The organism is Cupriavidus sp. 05T41 (assembly GCF_056396525.1).
Window position 1 is genome coordinate 1 of the sequence record NZ_JBFTLQ010000038.1, and the last position, 16,663, is coordinate 16,663.

General features: G+C 66.2%; 17 protein-coding genes. 12 read left to right on the forward strand and 5 right to left on the reverse strand.

The window, feature by feature from the left end; genetic code table 11:
• Window positions 1-1,014, forward strand: a 1,014-nt coding sequence (locus AC1DKV_RS21790) for a D-amino acid dehydrogenase (protein WP_477137983.1), incomplete at its 5' end; no start/stop codon positions are given.
• A 125-nt stretch (window positions 1,015-1,139) separates the two neighbouring features.
• Here AC1DKV_RS21790 and AC1DKV_RS21795 read toward each other — a convergent pair.
• The 3 genes from AC1DKV_RS21795 to AC1DKV_RS21805 all read right to left on the reverse strand — a co-directional run bounded on the left by AC1DKV_RS21795 (window position 1,140) and on the right by AC1DKV_RS21805 (window position 4,693).
• Window positions 1,140-2,264, reverse strand: coding sequence for a hypothetical protein (locus AC1DKV_RS21795; protein ID WP_441622389.1), 1,125 nt, complete (start codon window positions 2,262-2,264; stop codon window positions 1,140-1,142).
• A 290-nt stretch (window positions 2,265-2,554) separates the two neighbouring features.
• A complete protein-coding gene (locus AC1DKV_RS21800; RefSeq protein WP_441622391.1) occupies window positions 2,555-2,947 on the reverse strand; it encodes a ferredoxin reductase domain-containing protein in 393 nt (130 codons plus the stop codon).
• A 207-nt stretch (window positions 2,948-3,154) separates the two neighbouring features.
• Window positions 3,155-4,693, reverse strand: coding sequence for a class I adenylate-forming enzyme family protein (locus tag AC1DKV_RS21805; RefSeq protein ID WP_477137984.1), 1,539 nt, complete (start codon window positions 4,691-4,693; stop codon window positions 3,155-3,157).
• Window positions 4,694-5,050: 357 nt separating this feature from the next.
• Here AC1DKV_RS21805 and AC1DKV_RS21810 point away from each other — a divergent pair, with 357 nt between their 5' ends.
• The 8 genes from AC1DKV_RS21810 (at window position 5,051) to AC1DKV_RS21845 (ending at window position 11,809) form a co-directional block, all read left to right on the forward strand.
• Window positions 5,051-6,088 carry a tripartite tricarboxylate transporter substrate binding protein gene (locus AC1DKV_RS21810; protein ID WP_477137985.1) on the forward strand — a complete coding sequence of 346 codons (1,038 nt, stop codon included), beginning with the start codon at window positions 5,051-5,053 and terminating at the stop codon, window positions 6,086-6,088.
• A gap of 170 nt (window positions 6,089-6,258) precedes the next feature.
• Window positions 6,259-7,443: a lipid-transfer protein gene (locus AC1DKV_RS21815; RefSeq protein WP_477138040.1), complete on the forward strand. Its 1,185-nt coding sequence runs from the start codon at window positions 6,259-6,261 to the stop codon at window positions 7,441-7,443.
• A gap of 11 nt (window positions 7,444-7,454) precedes the next feature.
• Window positions 7,455-7,907 carry a MaoC family dehydratase N-terminal domain-containing protein gene (locus AC1DKV_RS21820; protein ID WP_441622397.1) on the forward strand — a complete coding sequence of 151 codons (453 nt, stop codon included), beginning with the start codon at window positions 7,455-7,457 and terminating at the stop codon, window positions 7,905-7,907.
• A gap of 1 nt (window position 7,908) precedes the next feature.
• Window positions 7,909-8,334 carry a MaoC family dehydratase gene (locus AC1DKV_RS21825; RefSeq protein ID WP_477137986.1) on the forward strand — a complete coding sequence of 142 codons (426 nt, stop codon included), beginning with the start codon at window positions 7,909-7,911 and terminating at the stop codon, window positions 8,332-8,334.
• Between the two features lie 76 nt (window positions 8,335-8,410).
• Complete coding sequence (locus AC1DKV_RS21830) at window positions 8,411-9,238, forward strand: SDR family NAD(P)-dependent oxidoreductase (RefSeq protein WP_477137987.1); 828 nt, start codon at window positions 8,411-8,413, stop codon at window positions 9,236-9,238.
• Between the two features lie 8 nt (window positions 9,239-9,246).
• Window positions 9,247-10,032 (forward strand): SDR family oxidoreductase, encoded by a 786-nt coding sequence (locus AC1DKV_RS21835; protein ID WP_477138041.1) that lies wholly within the window; start codon window positions 9,247-9,249, stop codon window positions 10,030-10,032.
• A 569-nt stretch (window positions 10,033-10,601) separates the two neighbouring features.
• Window positions 10,602-10,931: a hypothetical protein gene (locus tag AC1DKV_RS21840; protein ID WP_477137988.1), complete on the forward strand. Its 330-nt coding sequence runs from the start codon at window positions 10,602-10,604 to the stop codon at window positions 10,929-10,931.
• 392 nt (window positions 10,932-11,323) lie between these two features.
• Window positions 11,324-11,809, forward strand: coding sequence for a hypothetical protein (locus AC1DKV_RS21845; protein WP_477137989.1), 486 nt, complete (start codon window positions 11,324-11,326; stop codon window positions 11,807-11,809).
• Between the two features lie 67 nt (window positions 11,810-11,876).
• Here the strand turns inward: AC1DKV_RS21845 and AC1DKV_RS21850 are convergent, their stop codons facing one another.
• A complete protein-coding gene (locus AC1DKV_RS21850) occupies window positions 11,877-12,224 on the reverse strand; it encodes a LexA family protein (RefSeq protein ID WP_477137990.1) in 348 nt (115 codons plus the stop codon).
• Window positions 12,225-12,320: 96 nt separating this feature from the next.
• Between AC1DKV_RS21850 and AC1DKV_RS21855 the strand changes: the two genes are divergently transcribed.
• Both AC1DKV_RS21855 and AC1DKV_RS21860 read left to right on the forward strand, forming a co-directional pair.
• A complete protein-coding gene (locus AC1DKV_RS21855; RefSeq protein WP_441622408.1) occupies window positions 12,321-12,896 on the forward strand; it encodes a hypothetical protein in 576 nt (191 codons plus the stop codon).
• Window positions 12,897-13,110: 214 nt separating this feature from the next.
• The gene (locus AC1DKV_RS21860; protein ID WP_477137991.1) at window positions 13,111-14,223 is read left to right on the forward strand and encodes a sensor histidine kinase; all 1,113 of its coding nucleotides are present in this window, start codon (window positions 13,111-13,113) and stop codon (window positions 14,221-14,223) included.
• 54 nt (window positions 14,224-14,277) lie between these two features.
• Here the strand turns inward: AC1DKV_RS21860 and AC1DKV_RS21865 are convergent, their stop codons facing one another.
• Window positions 14,278-15,156 (reverse strand): transcriptional regulator, encoded by an 879-nt coding sequence (locus AC1DKV_RS21865; RefSeq protein WP_477137992.1) that lies wholly within the window; start codon window positions 15,154-15,156, stop codon window positions 14,278-14,280.
• Between the two features lie 266 nt (window positions 15,157-15,422).
• On the opposite strand from AC1DKV_RS21865, the gene AC1DKV_RS21870 reads away from it, so the two are divergent.
• Window positions 15,423-16,583: a GGDEF domain-containing protein gene (locus AC1DKV_RS21870; RefSeq protein ID WP_477137993.1), complete on the forward strand. Its 1,161-nt coding sequence runs from the start codon at window positions 15,423-15,425 to the stop codon at window positions 16,581-16,583.
• The last annotated feature ends 80 nt before the right edge of the window (window positions 16,584-16,663 follow it).

Sequence of the window (16,663 nt, forward strand, 5' to 3'; positions counted from 1 at the left end):
AAGCCGTCGTTGCACAAATACTCGTGGATGGGGGAGTTTGTGTCGAACATCGCGCGTTATCGGGAGAACACCATCGAAACGACGAAGTTGGCGATTGCCGCCCGCCAGCATCTCTTTGCCATGGCCGAGCAGGAGAATATCCAGTTCGATCTGGAGCGCCGCGGCATCCTGCACTTCTATCATGACAAAGCGGCTTTCGAGGCCGCGGGCAGGACGAACGCGCTACTCGTGGCAGGCGGACTGGAGCGCTTTGCGGTGTCGCCGCAGGAGATCCGGGCGATCGAGCCGACGTTGCAAGGCCAATACTTTGGCGGGTACTTCACGCCATCCGATTCAACCGGGGATATCCATAAGTTCACGCGCGGCCTGGCGCTCGCTTGCGAGCGCCGCGGCGTGCGCTTCCTGCAGGGCTGGGACGTGCGAAGCATCGACCTATCCGCCAGCGGCGTGCGTATCGGCCTGCAGGCGGTGGACGGTGTGGCGTCGCCATCGGTCCACGCCGGTGCCGCGTACGAGATCGCCGGCGATGCGCTGGTGGTTTGTGCCGGTGTGGGCAGCCGGCATATTGCCGGCATGCTGGGCGACAGGATCAATGTCTATCCGGTCAAKGGATACTCCATTACCGTGCACCTGGACGATGCCGACAGCGTGGCGAACGGGCCGTGGGTCAGCCTGCTCGACGAAAGCGCAAAGATCGTGACGAGCAGACTTGGCAAGGACAGGTTCCGCGTGGCAGGTACCGCCGAATTCAATGGACAAAACCGAGACATCCGAGCCGACCGCATCGAGCCGCTCGTGTCATGGACGCGTCGCAACTTCCGAATCAATACCTCCCGCGTAGTCCCCTGGGCGGGGCTTCGCCCGATGATGCCGGACATGATGCCGCGCGTGTCAAAAGGCAGGGCGCCACGGGTGTTCTACAACACCGGCCATGGCCATCTTGGATGGACGTTGTCTGCTGCAACAGCGGCAACGATCGGCACGACCATCGCCGAGAGCTATCCCGTTGGGTAGGAGGCAGTCGGACAGCAAGGCAAGTCAGGTATCTCGCTCCGGGCAGGAGCGAGCTTCGCATGTCGGCGCCGGGGGCTCCTTTACTGCGCCTACGTCGACTGGCGGCCCCGTGCTGGGGAGCCGCGCTACTGGGCTGGGATGGTGATCAACGGCTGCGACTCCTTACTGCCGGTATCCGCCAGCGTGAAGAACAACATGATGGCCGCAAGGGCGCGTTTCGTTGTCAGGTCGCCTTGCTCAACCCAGAACCAGTAGCCACGGTACCGTACCGCAGCATATGGCTCGGCGGGCCTTTCCTTGCCACTGTGAATCCTTAGGGCGCCTTGTTGCCTCTCAGTTGTGCCCGGCGCAACCGCAGGCAGCGCACTGTGGTCTCTGATGTGTTCCTCCGGAACGTCCAGGTAGCTGGAAAAGGCGCTCATGATTTGCAGCATCGAGCGGCTGTTCACCGCAAGTTCGTCGTCCGCGCCGCGGGCTGGGGAATACCGGAGGATGAACTCCTGCCTGGTCAGTGGCATTCTGAGCAGGCGGCGGATCTCGGTCATTTTTTCCTCGATGTCGGGAGTCACGCCGTCACGCCGGAAAAGCACGACGGCGGTTGAACCTTTGCTCTTGCTATCCTCAACACGCATCCCGAACGCGCCGGCGCCCTGCACGTCGCGCAGCAATGCGATGGCTCGCAGAAACGCGGGATCCGCCTCGCGCATCGCCCCTGCAACCGTCGAACGATTGCGCACGCCATTGAGCGACTCCACGGTCATGCTCAGCAGGAAATCTGCGGCATAGCCGCTCTGAAGCATGAAGAAGATGTTTCTGGGCTCGATCGGCACCATCAGCCCCTGCACAAACCGTTGCCCGGTCGCTGGCGTGTAGGTAATGGTAGGCCGGTCCGTATATACCCCTTGTACCCCGGCGGAAACGAAATTGCCCTGTACGGTGTTGGCCGAGGAGACAGTGCTGTTCATAGACACACCAGTCTGCAACGAGTAACCACTGACAACCGACGCCACGTCTACAAAGACCGGCAGGTCCATGTAGCGAAGCTTGACGATGTTCAGCAGCGTTTGCTGCTTCCAGGAGTCCGCGATCGCCGCGCTGTAGTCGAAGCGGTCCGCAACGATGGTCGTGGGGCCGATAGACCCACAGCCAGCGAGCAGCGCGAACACCCCGAGCCACAGGCGGGGCCTGCGATTCGCCAGCCTTGCAAGGCGCARCGTGCCAAGCATACTTCCGTGGTTTGAGGGTTCCATGGTCTTTGGTTCTTTTTGGTGGACCTCTTGTCTGATCGCCTGACCCGCGCATGCGAGGCCATCCCGGGTGATGCGATGCGATGTGATGCAATTAGCACTAATCGTGTGACCAAACTCCTGACGACCTGCCTCTAGAACACTATACGAATGCGACCGGGGACAAGTTGGTGCAAGTTGATGGCCAGCACCGGATTCGCACGCGGCATCGTTAGCACCGGCCATCTCTGGCGGCAATGCTCTGCTTCTCCCATGTGGTTCTCTCTTCTCTCTGAAGGGAAGGTGCCGTGCGATCAGCGGATGGGAATCACGGGGGCGGTAATAGTCCGTTCCTCGGTCATGAGAACTGCGGCGTGCATGCGGTGCAATTCAAACGGGATGCCTTGCGCTCTGAGTGCGTGGGCCATCGAGACTAAAGGTGTTACGCCAATACCACCGGCCACGACACTGACGCGGGACGACGCCATGGCGTGAAGTGGAAAGCTGTTGAATGGCCCCGTCATCTCGATGGTGCTTCCCACCGCGAGTTCATCATGCAGGCATCGGGCGCCGCCTTTGCCATGCACTTCGAGCTGTACGGCGATGCGATATGTGTCGGACGGCCCCTGCGCGCCGCTATCTACATGGCGCGCAGCCAGATCGGCGAACCCCTGAGGTGACGAAGTAAAGAAGTGCGGGCCCGGCATACCAGCCGGGCCCTTTTCTTATGGAGACTTCGAAGACGTCTCGATCCTGCCAGTCTGAAGCATGTCCGCCAGCAATCTGGCCGATTGCCTCCTGGTACCCCAATTTACCGTCGTATTGGCATGCGCTCCGTTCGATTCCGGGCTCCTGGCAGCAGCGGGTCTGTGGCAAAGGCGCCGTGCTGCGCCGGGAGGCGGGGCGGAAAACACTCAAACCCCATCCCCAAACTCCTTCCTCAACTCACTCTTGAGCACCTTCCCCGCCGCCGACAACGGCAGGCTGCTGCGGAACGCGAAGCTCTTGGGGCATTTGTACGCGCCCAGCCAGGTGCGGCAGTGCGCGCGCAGCTCATCCGCGGTGGATTGCGCGCCCTCGCGCAGCAGCACCACGGCGTGCACGGCCTCGCCCCATTTCTCGTCGGGGATGCCGATGACGGCGCTGGTGGCCACGGCCGGGTGGCGGCCCAGCGTTTCCTCTACCTCGGCGGGGTACACGTTCTCGCCGCCGGAGATGATCATGTCCTTGATGCGGTCCACCACGTAGAGGTAGCCCTCGTCGTCCATGTAGCCGCTGTCGCCGGTGTGCAGCCAGCCGTTGCGCAGGGCCTGCGCGGTTTCTTCGGGGCGGTTCCAGTAGCCCATCATCACCGCGGGGCCGCGCGCCAGGATCTCGCCCATGCTGCCGGTGGGCACCTCGCGCCCGTCGGGGCCGGCGATGCGCAGCTCGGCCGCGTAGCCGGCGCGGCCGGCAGAGCGCAGGCGGCCGCCTTCGCGCGCCTGCGGGGTGCTGCCGATGTKGTGGGCGGACACCGAGGCGGCTGTCTCCGTCATGCCGTAGGCGTGGAGAAATTCCACGCCGGGCAGCGCGGCCATGGCGCGCTCCAGCAGCGGCAGCGCGATGGGCGCGGCGCCCCAGACAATGCGGCGCAGGCTGGTGAGGTCGTACCCGGCAAAGCCTGGCGCATCTACCAGCATMTGGATCATGCTGGGCACCAGCACCATGTCTGAGATGCCTTCCTGCGCGATGGTGCGCAGCACGGTGTCGGGCTGGAAGCCCGGCAGCATGACGCAGGTGCCGCCCACCACCAGCTGGCCCACCAGGCGGCCCAGGCCGGCCACGTGAAACAGCGGCGCCACCAGCAGGGAGACAAAGTMGGGCGGGTTGGGCACGTCCGCCATGCGGCCGATGCACGAGGCCCACAGGTTGCCGTGGGAGAGCATCACGCCCTTGGGGAAGCCGGTGGTGCCGCCGGTGTAGAGGATGGCAGCCAGGTCCGCCGTGGCGGCGCGGGCGTCTGCCACCGGCTGGGCGTCGGTGATCAGCGCGGCGTAGTCCAGCATGCCGGCGGGCGCCGGCTGCGGGCCGACATGGACGATGGCCTGCAGGCCCGGCACCTGGCGGCGCAGCGCGCCGGCCAGCGCGGCGAAGGGTTCGCCCGCCAGCAGCACGCGCACGCCGCAGTCGTGCAGGGCGAAGGCCATCTCGGCCTGGCTCCAGCGGGTGTTGACGGGGTGCAGCACGGCGCCGGCCCACMAGACCGCCAGCTCCGTTTCCACGTACGCCGCGCCGTTGGGCGCGAGCACGGCCACGCGGTCGCCGCGCGCCACGCCCAKGGATTGCAGCGCGCCGGCCAGCCGCGCCACGCGCGCGGCCAGCTGGCGGAAGGTCAGGCGGGTCTGCCCGTCTACCAGGGCGATCTTGTCGGGGTGGCGTTGCAGGGAGCGGTGTAGTCCGGCGGTCAGGTGCATGGGTATTGTCTCCTTGTGCTGGGTGGCGGCTGCCTCGCCCCGTGGCGCATGCGCCAGCGGTGCGGGGCGGCGCTGGCCTGCGCCTGCGCCCGCGGGCGCGGGCCAGCGCGGATCGGCGTGATGGTCTGCAGGTCTCCGCACATTTAAGCGCCGCAGCGCGCCCACGCCAATTGCGGAACCGCTCAACGCGATTGGCAGGAAATGACACCGGCCCGGCGGGCAGCCGCGCGGGCATGAGCGTTTCTGCCAATCGGTTTGGGCGTTCCGGCAATTGTGGGCGGGAGTGCCGGCCGGCTAGCCTTGGCGCGACAGGAGCCAAGCGCCTGCGACACGCACACAAGAACAAAGGAGACAACCATGCAAGACAAAACAAAGGCGGGCGCCCTGCCCCGCCCGGCCTGGCGTAGCCTGGCGCGGCGCCTGGGTGGCCTGGGGGGTATGTTGGCGCTGGCGGCATTGACGGCGGCCGTGTCCGTATCCGTGTCTGCCCCGGCGCTGGCCGCTGGCCCTTATCCGGCCAGGCCGATCGAGTTCTGGATCCCGTTCCCGCCGGGCGGCCCCACCGACGCGCCGATGCGCGCCCTGCTCAATGCCGCCGGCAAGGAGCTCAAGCAAAGCATCGTGCCCATCAACAAGCCTGGCGCCGGCGCCACGCTGGCGGCCACGGTGATGAGCCAGACCGCCGCGCCGGACGGCTACACGCTGGCGCTGGTGGCGGCCAATATCTTCCGCATGCCGCACCTGCAGAAGACGGTGTACGACCCGCGCAAGGACTTCACCTACATCATCGGCCTGACCAACTACCGCTACGGGCTGGTGGTGCGCGCCGACGCGCCGTGGAAGACGCTGGAAGACTTCCTGGCGTATGCCCGCGCCAATCCGGGCAAGGTCACCTACGCGGCGGTGGGCACCGGCAGTTCGGGCCATATCGCCATGGAGAAGCTGGGCAAGGCCGCCGGCGCCAAGTTCACCTTCGCGCCGTACAAGGGCGGCTCGGAGGAGCTGATGGCGCTGATGGCGGGCGATATCGACKCGGTGCTGGACCCCGGCTGGGGCCCGTATGCCGTGGCCGGCAAGGTGCGGCCGCTGGCGATTGTGGGCGACGCGCGCTTTCCGCGCTTCAAGGACGTGCCCACGCTGAAGGAGCGCGGCTTTGACATTACCGCCAGCTCGCAGGTGGGCGTGGTGGGGCCGCGCGGCATGGACCCCGCCGTGGTCAGGCAGTTGCATGACGCGTTGCGCAAGGCCGCGCAGTCGCCGKCGTACCAGGCCGCGCTGGAGGCCATCGACCTGCAGGAGGTGTACCTGAGCAACGACCAGTATGCGCAGTTCGCCGCGCAGCAGTACGAGCGGGAGAAGGTGGTGGTGCGCGAGCTGGGCATCCGGCTGGACTGAAGCGCGCGGCGCGGCATGCCGCCGTGCCAGCTGCTTGCCCATGCTGCAGCTTGATACTTTTTGCCAATGGTTTTGTCCCGATCGGCGATTGGCGKGCGCGGGCACGCGGGGCACACTGCATTGCGAGGGGCGGCCCGGCCGCCAGACCAGGAGACCAGAGAATGACCCAGATGAAACGCGCCGTCCACGTGGTGGGCGTGGGCATGATTCCMTTCAGCAAGCCGGGCGCCAGCGAGCCCTATCACGTGATGGGCGCGCGCGCCGCCAGGCTGGCGCTGGATGACGCGGGCGTGGCGTACCAGCACGTGCAGCAGGCGTACGTGGGCTACGTGTACGGCGACTCCACCGCCGGGCAGGCCGCGGTCTACGGCGTGGGGCTGACCGGCATTCCCGTGTTCAACCTGAACAACAATTGCTCCAGCGGCTCAAGCGCCCTGTACCTGGCGCGCCAGGCGGTGGAAAGCGGCCAGGTGGAATGCGCGATTGCGCTGGGGTTCGAGCAGATGGTGGCGGGCGCGCTCAAGGGCGCCTATGACGACCGGCCGTCCCCGATGGCCCGCTTTGTCGACACCATGACCGCGCAGCAGGGMTACCAGCCGGATGCGCCGCGCGCCGCGCAGTTCTTCGGCGGGGCCGGGCTGGACTACATGAAGGAGCACGGCATCCGTGCCKATACCTTCGGCCGTATTTCGGTGAAGGMGCGCCAGCACGCGGCGCGCAATCCGCTGGCGGTGTTCCGCCAGACGCTGACGCTGGAGGAGGTGATGGCGTCCCCCGCGGTGTTTGGGCCGCTCACGCGTTACCAGTGCTGCCCGCCCACGTGCGGCGCGGCCGCGGCCATCGTCTGCTCGGAGGCGTTTGCGCGCAAGCACGGCCTGGACCGCCGCGTGGTGATTGCCGCGCAGGCCATGACCACCGATACGCCCAGCACGTTCGAGAGTGGCGACATGCGCAAGGTGGTGGGCTATGACATGACGGCCGCCGCCGCACRCCAGGTGTACGAGGCCGCCGGCGTGGGCCCGGAAGACCTGGACGTGGTGGAGCTGCACGACTGCTTCAGCGCCAACGAGCTGATCACCTATGAGGCGCTGGGCCTCACGCCCGAGGGCACGGCGGAGAAGTTCATCGTGGACGGCGACAACACCTACGGCGGGCGCGTGGTGACCAATCCGTCGGGCGGGCTGCTGTCCAAGGGGCATCCGCTGGGCGCCACGGGCCTGGCGCAGTGCGCGGAGCTGGTGTGGCAGCTGCGCGGCACGGCCGACCAGCGCCAGGTAGAGGGCGCGCGCACGGCGCTGCAGCACAACCTGGGCCTGGGCGGCGCCTGCGTGGTGACCCTGTACCAGGCCGCGTGAGGAAAGACGCCATGATCGACAAGCAATACATCGGGCATGTGTTCCCGCCGTTCAGCGCGCACGTGGAGGCTGGCCGCCTGCGGTTCTTTGCCAAGGCGACCGGGCAGACCGACCCCGTCTACAGCGACGAAGCCGCGGCGCGCGCCGCCGGCATGCCCGCGCTGCCGGTGCCGCCGACCTTCCTGTTCTGCCTGGAGATGGAGTCGCCCGACCCGGCGGCGATCCGCGAGCTGCTGCGCATGGACTACCGCAGCCTGCTGCACGGCGAGCAGGGCTTTACCTACCACGCGATGGCGTATGCGGGGGACACGCTGACGTTCCGCCAGCGCATCGACGATATCTACGACAAGAAAGGCGGCGCGCTGGAGTTTGTGGTGCGCACCACCGATGTCACCAACCAGCGCGGCGAGCGCGTGGCGGAACTGCGCTGCGTGACCGTGGTGCGCAACGCCGTGGGAGCCTGATATGCGCCATGCWGAAATCGACCTGGCCAGCCTGAAGGTGGGCGATGCGMTGCCCGCGTTCGAGACCCCGCCCATCTCCCGCCTGGCGCTGGCGCTGTATTGCGGGGCATCGGGCGACCACAACCCGATCCACGTGGATACGGACTTTGCGCGCGGGGCCGGCATGCCGGACGTGTTTGCCCACGGCATGCTGTCCATGGCGTGGCTGGGCCGCGTGCTGACCAACTGGGCGCCGCAGCCGGCCATCCGCGCGTTCAGCGTKCGCTTTGCCGCCATCACGCAGGTGGGCGAGCGCATCACGTGCTCGGGCCACGTGGCGGAGCTGCTGCAGCAGGACGGCGAGCGCCGCGCGCGCGTGGTGGTGTCTACCGTGAACCAGGACGGGCAGACCCGCCTGGCGGGCGAAGCGGTGATTGCGCTGGCGTGAAGGCCGGCGCCCCCCTACTCAATCCGATCAGATCAGTGCAGTTCAGACACATAGAGACAGACAACAGGAGGCAACGATGACTCGCAAACTCGAAGGCAAGGTGGCGCTGGTTTCCGGCTCCGGGCGCGGCATTGGCCGCGAGATCGCGCTCAAGCTCGCCAGCGAAGGCGCGCGCGTGGTGATCAACKACCTGGATGCGGACCCCGCCGCGCAGACCGTGGCGGACATCCGCGCGGCCGGCGGCGAGGCGGTGGCCTGCGTGGGCAGCGTGACCGAACCCGGCTTTGCCGACCGCTTTGTGAAGCAGGCGCTGGACAGCTTTGGCGGCGTGGACATCATCGTCAACAATGCCGGCTACACGTGGGACAACGTGGTGCAGAAGATGAGCGACGAGCAATGGGAAGCCATGCTGGCGGTGCACCTGACGGCGCCCTTCCGCATCCTGCGCGCGGCATCCGGCTTTATCCGCGAGGCGGCCAAGCGCGAAGCGGAGGCCGGCACGCCGGTGTTCCGCAAGGTGGTGAACATCTCGTCCACCTCCGGCGTGTACGGCAATGCCGGCCAGGCCAACTACGCCGCCGCCAAGGCCGGCATCAACGGGCTGACCCGCGCCATGGCCAAGGAATGGGGCCGCTACAAGGTCAACGTCAACAGCGTGGCCTTCGGCCTGATCATGACGCGCCTGACCGAGACGCCGGCGGACGCCGACGCCAGCATCGACATTGCCGGCCAGCAGATCAAGGTGGGCGTGAACCCGCAGGTGCTCAAGAACGCCGAGGCCCTGATCCCGCTGGGCCGCGGCGGCACGCCGGAAGAAGCGGCGGGCGCGGTCTATATGTTCTGCATCCCCGAGTCCAACTACGTCAGCGGCCAGGTGCTGGTCTGCGGCGGCGGCMGTCCGTGAGCGCGKCGATGGACGACTTCCAGGGCAAGACGGTCTTMGTGGCGGGCGGCAGCAGCGGCATCAACCTCGCCATTGCCAAATCCTTCGCCCGCTCCGGCGCGCGCGTGGCCGTGGCCAGCCGCACGCCGGAGCGGGTGCAGGCCGCCGCCGAGGCGCTGCGCGCGCTGGGCGCCGACGCGCTGGGCCTGGCCGCCGACGTGCGCGACGCCGAGGCCATTGCMGCCGCGCTGGCGCAGGCGCATGAAGCCTTTGGCGATATCKACGTGCTGGTGTCCGGCGCCGCGGGCAACTTCGTGGCGCCGGCGCTGGGCATGTCCGCCAAGGGCTTTMGCACGGTGGTGGACATCGACCTCAACGGCACCTTCAACGTGCTGCGCGCGGCCCATGCGTACCTGCGCAAGCCGGGCGCGTCGGTGCTCAGTATCTCCGCGCCGCAGGCCTACAACCCCACGCCCTACCAGGCGCATGTCTGCGCGGCCAAGGCCGGCGTGGACATGCTGACCCGCGTGCTGGCGATGGAATGGGGTGGTGACGGCATCCGCGTGAACTCCATCGTGCCGGGCCCGATCGGCGACACCGAAGGCGTGCGCCGCCTGGCGCCCACGCCCGAGGCGCTGGCGCGCATGCAGGCATCGATCCCGCTGGGCCGCTTTGGCGCGGTGGAGGACATTGCCGACATGGCGCGCTTTCTCAGTTCCGCGCGCGCGCAGTTTGTGACGGGGGCGGTGATTCCGGTGGACGGGGGGAGTTCGCTGGGCGGGGCGCGGGATCTGTCGGCCGCGGTGGCGGCTTAAGGGGGGCGGGTTCCCTGCGCTGATCTTGCGCTGAACGTGCGCTGAACGTGCATTGATCGTGTGCAGCGAACCAACCGGGAAGGGAAACCCCGCGGGTTTCCCTTCCTGCTTTTGCGGCTCAAGGCGCTCGGCAGGTGGCCTACGGCTACCGCGACGAGGGCGCATTCCCCGGAATTCCTCGTTGATCGCCCCAAAAAAAGAGGGTGTAGGCGCGGGGAGTGCCTACACCCTATCGGGAATTAGCAAGGGGTCAAGCTTGCCGGGGTGGATTATTGATGGGCGTGCCGACCGCTCTTACCCTGCTTTGGTGGGACCCACGCTTAGGTGGGGATAGAACGACGATGGCCGGGTCGGCCTGCCATTKACTTGCGCAGCGGATGCCGCGTCGCGCAGACATTGATACCCTTTGCGTGCGCGCCACCTACCAAGGCGGGGTACCCGCATGGGKAGCGCAGCCGCAGAATTCTTCTCAGACACGACACGGTCCGCATKGCACATGGCGGACYGGTGGCCGCTTGGGGCCACTGATGCGTGACGTACGTATGAGAGGCAGCAAAATGCAGGAAGCCATGGTAAAGCGCGGCGMGGTTGCKCCGGATACGTTTGCGTCGGGCGAGGCCTGGATCGAGGCACACCTGACACCATCGGGCTGGATTTACGGCAGCTATAAGGATGAGGACGCGCGTCCCGTGCTGATTCCACCGCCGGGTGAGTCGCTGCTGACGGTGCGGCGGCATTTCCTGGTGGGCGCGGCCGCGGCGCCGCGCCGGCTTAGCGAGATCCGCACCACGCGCGCGAATTCGGCGCGCGAGATTGCGCGACTGCTGGAGGTGTTTGGCGAGCCGCACTTCAATGTGAGGTCGCAGCGGGTGCCGCGCGTGCCCGGCCTTGCGCCTTGAGGCCTTGACGCCTTGAGGGCTTGAGGCCTTGACGCCTTGACGCCTTGAGGCCGGCGGCAGGATTGCCCTGCCGCCCGGCTTCTCGCGCGTCCTGCTGTCCACGCCCGCCTCTTTGCGTTGTCCTCTCTCGCCACATGCGCCGCGCCCAGCCGAATGGATGACAGAGCTAGGGCAAAGGGAGAGTTGACCGCGACGGCCTGCGGGCTAATATCTCCGTTAAGCGCCCGCAACTGTCCGTAGGCGATCCTGGCACCMGAGGCCGGCCGATTTCCGCAATGCGGCGCAGATTCCACGCGCGCAGCGTCCTTGCCGCCATGCGTATACACTGCCGGCTCTCCCCGCGCATGTGACTTTGGCAGCGCACCTCACGAAACCAAACCTAGAACAAGACAATGAAAGTTTCGACCACCAATGTCCTCAACGTGCTGGAGCAAGACGAGATCGACGCCGTGCGTGACCTGGCTCGCGCTGTTTCGCATCCGCGTGCCTTTGTGCTGCTGCGCGCGGCCTTTGTGACGCTCGCGGTGGTGGCGGTGCTGTGCTTTGCTGCCAGCAGCTTCGAGCTCGAGGCCATGGCGAACATCGGGATCGGCGCGGCGGCGCTGGCGGCGGTGCTGTTTTTTGTCGAGCGCCGCGTGTTCGGCRACCGTGACGAGGTGGCCGTGCCCGGGGCCCGGCTGGCGGTGCTGCGCGGGCAGCTGCGCCCGGAGATGTTCGACAAGCTGGAGGAAGTGGCGGGCCGGMTMACGCATGACGGCCCGGGCGACGGGGTGATCCGCGTGCGCACGCTGTGGCTGTTCTTGTCCGAATCGGTGGCMAGCGAGACGCTGCGACGCAGGAATGCGCGCGGCCCCGCCAAGGAATMGCAGGCGGGCTAGCAGGCGAGGCAGTGAGTGGGGAAGCCAGCGGATTCGCCTTCCCCGCGCGCCACGCAGCGGCAAACCCTCAGGATTTTTTCGTTGCGTTCACCAGGCACTCGGACAGCCTGTCGAAATGGCGCAGCGCTTCGGGCGTGAGCCCGAGTTGCTTGCGGCKAGTGTCTTCCGTGTCCGTCAGCATGATCCAGCCTTTCTCGCGCATGGATTTCAGGCGGGCGTGCAGCGTGGCAGGCGAGCCCAGTTCGTTCCTGGCCATCATGTCCCTGACCGACAGCCGTTCCTGCGTCTGGCTGGCACGCGCGATCAGCTCGAGAATCCGCTCTTCGAKGGGATCGAGCGCCGGCAGCGAGGGGAGTCCTCGCAATGCCTCCGCCAACTGGAGAAAGCGCAGGTAGATATCGGCCGGCCGCGTCACGACGATATCCTGCCGGAAATGGGTTGCGGCTTGCTGTAAGCGGGATCGACTATCATCAGGCCCCATTTTGAATATGCCCCGACGCATTTTACGGCAATGCCCCATGTCCGCCTGCAATTGAGTATGGTGTTCGCCACAATTGCCATGTTTGTCTTGACGCTCGCCCTCAACGAGTGGCTTTTCCGGCAACTGGAGTTTGTGCCGGGCATTAACTGGGTCTACCTGCCGGCGGGGATACGCCTGCTGAGCACCCTGCTGTTCGGCGAGGCCGGCGCGCTGGGGTTGCTGATCGTGTCCTGGGCGGTGAGCTTCTTCTACTTTTTCCCCAATGACTTTGCACGCGCGTTCATGGGGGGAATCCTGGCGAGCGTTGCGCCGTACCTGGTCTACCGGCTTGCCCGGCACAGTTTTGGCCTGCACGCATCGCTGACAAACCTGACGCCGGCGCGGCTGCTGGCATGCGTTGTGGCATATGCAATCGCCAGCCCCCTGCTGCATCACATCTGGTTTGCCCTGCACGCCGACCACATCGTTCCCGCCGAGCTGATTCGCGGTTTCCTGGTCATGTTCGTTGGCGACCTGACCGGCACGCTGATCGTCATCTACGCCATGAAGGCCGTGCTCTGGCTGCTGCCCTCGCGCGGCGCTGGCGCGCGGAGTCTGCGCAGCTAGCGGGCGGCGCGCGCTCAATATGCCGCCGCGACTCGCTTCGGCCCGCCCAAATCTGGTGCCGGCCGTGTACCGCAGCTTGCGCAGTGCTTAGAATAAAGCCTGGACCTGAGTGGCTGGAGTGCGTAGGCAGGCACACTGCGCTCGCTCACCGATCCACTCCCTGCGTTCTCAAACTTCCAGAGCGGCCGAGGGCAACATGCGCCTACATGAATTCATGCGAGCCAATATCGAAGCGATATTGACGGCCTGGGAGCGGGAGTTGAATGATGCCGGCTCATCCGGCAGTCCGATTGGAGCGGCCGCGCGCCGGGACCTCACCCGCAAGATCCTCCTTGAAATCGCAACACGGCTGGAGAAGGCCGGCGCTTTCCGTTCCGACGTGCCTGTCCAGCCTGCAAGTACCGAAATCGTCCCCTCCAATCACGGTGGCCAACGGCTTGCGACTGGCTACTCCCTGCTGGAGCTTCAGTCCKAATACCGGGTACTTCGGAGCGTCGTGGTCAGCGAGTGGATGAAGGTGCGGCACTCGTGGCTGCAGCAGGAAATCGCGGATATGGCTTATTTCCATGCCGCGCTGGACCGGGCCTTGGGCGAATCCACAAACGCCTATGTCGCCGGACTCGATCGCTCTCGTGACATTTTTGTCGGGGTACTGGGTCACGATCTTCGCGGGCCGATCAACACGGCCCTGCTGAACATACGCCTTCTCGAAATGGACCCCGATCTCAGAGAGCAATCGAGGGCGGCGGTCCTGCGCATCGGAAGATCGGTGAGGCAAATGAATGAGCTGGCTGCGGAACTGCTGGAATTCGTGAGCATCCATTTTGACCGCTACCGGCCCCTTTCCCTCTCCGACGTATCGATGTCGCGCATCTGCGAAGAGGCGATAAGCGACGCGCAAACGCTCTCCCCGGATCGCCAGCTTGTCGCCCGGCTGGACGGCAATACGATAGGGCGCTGGGACGCCCACCGGCTCAGGCAAGCGGTGTACAACCTCTTGCGAAACGCCATGGACCACGGKGCAGTGGACGCGCCGGTAGGCATTACCACACGCGGGGACAAGGATACGGTGTCAGTGGAAATTCATAGCCAGGGCCACCCGATTCCCCCTGGCTCGCTGGCTCGGGTTTTTGATCCATTCACGCAAGCCTCGTCCGGCGAAGCTGACATGAAGATCCAGGGCAGCATCGGCTTAGGGCTCTTCATCGTCCKGGACGTTGCAACGATGCATGGCGGAAACGTGTCGGTTACTTCGACGGCGGAGAATGGAACGACCTTTCGTATTGAAGTACCGCGAAGCGCCAGGGATGCCGCCGGCGTGAAATAGCCGCCGGATCAGGATCTACAGGCAGGCTATACAAGCAGGCTCTACAAGCAGGTTCTACATCAACCGGGCAATGTATCTTCCCAGTGCGGTCTGCAGGACGTCCGAGTTCAGCCCCGATGCGCCGCTCAGCGGCGGGCATATCAGCAAGGTGGTAGGCCCGTCCACGCATACCTGTATCGGCTTGCCCTGGTCCGCCGGCTGCAGGACATGCTCCGTCTGCGGGGCATCGGCAAATCCGAATGCCTGCAGGAAATCGTCCGTGTTGCGGCTGCCCAGGCAGACGATCACCTTGGGCTGCCACTGCCGGCGCAGCGCGGCGATGAACCTGAAGCGGCTGCCTTCGCGGCACAGGCCGAGGTAGCGCTCCTGCGGATTGAGCACGGGTTGGTGGCCATAGAGCCGGGTCCAGCCTCTTGCGCCGGCCTCGAGCGTTGGCAGCGGAAACAGCGAGAGCTTGAACTCGTGGCCCGAGGGGCCATAAAGGCGCTGTTCGAAATATTGTTTCGCTTCGCACGGCTCCACGCTATCCGCGGCACTGCGCACCGCTGCCGCGATGCGTGCGAGCTTCTGCTGGGTGGCCCAGCGCGCGAGCATCTCGCTGTGCCGCATTCGGAAATCCGTGTCCCAGACCAGCGGCGCGGCCACCGGCGCCAGCAGGCTCGCGAGCGGCGCCGGTTCGGCATGGGCCCTGACATCGCAGAACCACAGATCAGCCGAAGGATTTCCTGCCATGCCCGAGTACGAGCCCAGGTAGGCGTCCAGGCACTGGCTCGATATGGCCGCTTGCTGGTTGTGCGGATCGGCTTCCCGATAGCCGCGCGCCGGCGCTGGCGGTCGCCGGCCCGCAGTCGTMATCGCGTCCTGCCACGCCGGAAACCGTGCCCGGTCACCGGCCCCGGTCCAGGCGGGTTGTCCTTCACTCCCGTCACTCATGCCGCTCCCCTTGCAATTGCCCGCACCATCAAGCCCGCTGCGCCGATCGACGGCCTGTCATGCGCCGTTTGTTTTTTTGATATAAAAATTATAACAATAAGATCGGCGGGCCGTCATCGGCCAATATCCGCKGGCGGGATGCCGCCGGCGCCCGGGGTGCGCGAAGCGTGCCTGCACGGGTCCATGCAGGGTTGCCACGTAATGCCAACTGGCACCKGTCTTTGTTAACATGGCCGCTTGCCACTGCCAGGGATGTGCKCACCGCGATGCCGCAGCTTGATCTCAAGACGACGGTCTTCCTTGCATCGATCATGTCGGCCCTGATGTCCGTGGTGCTGCTGTCCGCGTACAACAGCTTTCCCCGGAGCATCAAGGGCATCGGCCAGTGGGTGGCCGGCTCGCTGGTCCTGGTGGTCACGCCGATCCTGTTCTGGCTGCGCGATATCGCGCCGGACTGGATCTCCATCGTGGCGGGCAACGCCCTGCTGCTCGGCGCGGTGGCGCTGTGGATGCTCGGCACGCAGGCCTTCTACGGCCGGCCGCAGGCGCGCAAGCCCGCGGCCATCGTGGTCGTGCTGGCTACCCTGCTGCTGGCGTGGTTTGTCTATGGACGCGCCGACTATGATGCGCGCGTCACCATCGTGACCTTGCTCATGTCGGTCTTCTTCGGCACGCAATGCGTGCTGGTGATGCGCCATGGCGGACGCCATTTCAGCGCGCGCTTCTTTGGCTGCCTGCTGCTCGTGCAGACCGTGGTGATGGTGGCACGCTGCGTGGCCAGCCTGTTCACGGGCCTGACCGAGCAGAAACTGTTCGCCACCGCCGACGTGATCCAKACCATCTACCTGTGCGCCTACACGTTGATGGACCTGGCGCTGGCGGTCGCCTTCATGCTGGTCATCACCCGGCGCCTGCATGTGGAGCTCGACGTGCTCTCCAGGACCGACCCGCTTACGCAACTGCTCAACCGCCGCGCGCTCTACGATGCCGGCCAGGAAGAGCTGGCCCGCATGGCCGAACATGGCGGCGAGATGGCGCTGCTGCTGATCGACCTGGACCATTTCAAGCACATCAACGACAGCATGGGCCACGCCGAAGGCGACCGCGTGCTGAGCGATTTCTCGGCCATGCTCAAGCGCGAGCTGCCGCCCGGCGCGTATCCGGGCCGTTTCGGCGGCGAAGAGTTCCTGGTGCTGCTGCCCCGCACCACCATGGCGGCCGCGCTGGCCCTGGCCGAACGCCTGYGGGTCACCTCGTCGCGCTTTTTCGGCAGGCGCGTTGCCGACCTCACCATCAGCATCGGCGTGGCYAGCGTCGACAAGACCGAGAGCCGGCWCGATGCCGGCATCGGACGCGCGGACCTGGCGCTCTACCGCGCCAAGAGCGCGGGCCGCAACCGGGTGGAGGCAGTGATGGAGGCGGCCTGAGCCGCAAGGCCAGGCGTGGCGTTCCGGTTCCGGCGCGCCCGGGGCCAGGCGCGAGATCCAGGGCAGGATCTAACGCAGGA